At 76.9% G+C, this 2,007-nt stretch carries 1 protein-coding gene and 1 pseudogene; both read left to right on the forward strand.

The genetic code is table 11. The features are described 5' to 3' along the window. The first annotated feature begins 83 nt into the window (after window positions 1–83). On the forward strand, window positions 84–953 hold the full coding sequence (locus tag RKE29_RS29605; RefSeq protein WP_312008796.1) for a hypothetical protein: 870 nt from the start codon (window positions 84–86) through the stop codon (window positions 951–953). Window positions 954–1,010: 57 nt separating this feature from the next. After that, window positions 1,011–2,007, forward strand: a pseudogene (locus RKE29_RS29610) (hypothetical protein); the annotation flags it as partial.

The raw sequence follows: 2,007 nt of genomic DNA on the forward strand, positions 1-2,007 counted from the left end.
CCGACCGCCGCCCCCAGGACCGCCGCCCGCCAGGAGCCCCGCCCGTGACCGACCACGACACCGCCCGCCCGCCGCGGCCGGACCTGCCGGCCGCCCCGGAAGGACCGGGCGACGGCGGCCCGGCCGCGCCCGTCACCCCCGCCGACGCGGCCGACGCCGCGCGCCTGGTCGCCTTCGGGCTCCAGCCCCGGCTGCTGCCCGCCCGCGACGCCGCGTACGCGGACCTGCTGCGCCGCCACCGCGAGGACCCCGCCTTCGCGCGCCTGACCGGCGCCGTCGCCACCGGTCTCGGCCTGGTGGTGCTGGAGGTCTCCACCCGGGCCGGGATGGCCGTGGCCGCCGCCGAGGACTCCGTCTTCGCCGTCCGTATGGGCGACTACGCCCGCCGGGCCGCCACCGACGCGGCCGACCGGTTCCTGCACGGCCTCGCCCACCTGGCCGTCGCCGCCATGGCCTTCCCCCGCCCCCAGGACCTCGCCGACGACGGCTACATCGGCCGTATCACGGTCAACGGCGTCGACGCCTTCGTACGGCAGGCCTGCCGCCGCCTGGAGGAGCGCGCCGCCGAGCGCGGGGAGAACACCGACCCGGCCAGTGGCGCGCCCGGCCTGGAGGCCGCCTGGCGGGTGTACGCGCGCCGCAGCGCCACCGGCGCCACCAAGGACGCGCGGCGGCTGGCGGGCTCCACCACCGGCATCGTGGGCAAGGCCGTCGCCTTCCTGACCGAGTCCGGCTTCCTCCAGCGCACCGGCGACGACGCGGGCGGCGCGTACCGCACGACCGCCCGCTACCAGCTCCAGGTCCGCGACATGGCCGGCGGCGCCGCCATGAGCGAGCTGCTGGAGCTGGGCGTCGTGCCCGTCGGCGACGGCGGTGCGACCCTGCTGCCCCCCGACGACACCGACGACCTCGACCTGGCCGACGACGCCGGCCTGCCCTTCCACTCCTCCTGACGTCTCCCGACGTCAGGCACCCCGCCCCGACCACGCGTCACGACCACGAGAGCCGCCATGTACGAACTGTCCCGGATCCGCCTGTACTCCATCGGGCCCGCCGGTGCGCGCTACGCCGACACCGTGCTGGACCTGCGCGGGGTGGGCGAGCCGGTGGCGAATCCCGCTCCGGCGCAGGGCGAGTTCTTCGCGGACGAGCCCGTCGGGCCGCCGCGCCGCCCCGCGCCCGCGGCCGTGCTCTTCCTGGAGAACGGCGGGGGGAAGTCCGTCCTGCTCAAGCTGATCTTCTCGGTGATGCTGCCCGGTCACCGCAACACCCTCGGCGGCGCCAGCTCCGGCGTGCTGCGGAAGTTCCTGCTCGCCGACGACTGCGGGCACGTCGCCCTGGAGTGGCAGCACACCGTCACCGGCGAGACCCTCGTCGTCGGCAAGGTCAGCGAGTGGCGCGGCCGCCAGGTCTCCAGCGACCCGCGAAAGTTCGCCGAGGCGTGGTACTCCTTCCGGCCCGGCCCCGGGCTGAGCCTGGAGTCGCTGCCGGTCGCCGAGTCCGCGGCCGTGCGGCCCGCCGCCGAGGGCACCTCCACCGCCCGCGGCCGGCGCCGCACGATGAAGGGCTTCCGCGACGCCCTCACCGAGGCCGGCAAGGCGTACCCGCACCTGGAGGTGGCCTGGGAGGAGGTCCACGAGCGCTGGAACGAGCACCTGGGCGACCTCGGACTCGACCCCGAACTGTTCCGCTACCAGCGGGAGATGAACGCGGACGAGGGCGAGGCCGCCGGGCTGTTCGCGGTCCGGCACGACTCCGACTTCACCGACCTGCTGCTGCGCGCCGTCACCGACACGCGCGACACCGACGGGCTCGCCGACCTCGTCCACGGCTTCGCCCACAAGCTCGGCCGGCGCGCCGAGCTGACCGCCGAGCGCGACTTCACCGCCGGCTCCCTGGACCTGCTGGCGCGGGTCACCGAGGCCGCCGGCCGGCGCGAGGAGGCCCGCGGCGTGCACGCCGGCGCCGAGGCCCGCACCCGCGCGCTCGCCCGGCGGCTGGCCGCCC

It is taken from the genome of Streptomyces sp. B1866, assembly GCF_031932565.1.
Classification (GTDB): domain Bacteria; phylum Actinomycetota; class Actinomycetes; order Streptomycetales; family Streptomycetaceae; genus Streptomyces.